General features: G+C 56.2%; 1 pseudogene. It reads right to left on the bottom strand.

Going from position 1 to position 251, the window contains the following annotated elements:
* A pseudogene (locus EXE42_RS19105) lies at positions 1–251 on the bottom strand (hypothetical protein); the annotation flags it as partial.

The following is a 251-nucleotide window of genomic DNA, read 5'->3' on the forward strand; positions in this document are numbered from 1 at the left end:
GTGGAGAGCGGACCTCCTTCGGCCGACTCATCGCGCCGCCAGTTACGATAGTCGTCGAGGTCACGCCCGGAGAGATCGTTTAGATCGTCAATCCCATTCCGTTCGCAGAACGCTTCGAAGAGTCTCAACTCCGCTTCATATTCTTCCTTTGTGTTCGGCGTAATCTCATCGCCTCGGTGCTTGAGGTAGCGGTCTACGCCTTCAGATGGCTCGAGCGACTCGAGCCCTCTGATCTCCTCGATGAAGTCTTC

Source organism: Halorubrum sp. SP3 (assembly GCF_005435195.1).
GTDB lineage: Archaea > Halobacteriota > Halobacteria > Halobacteriales > Haloferacaceae > Halorubrum > Halorubrum sodomense.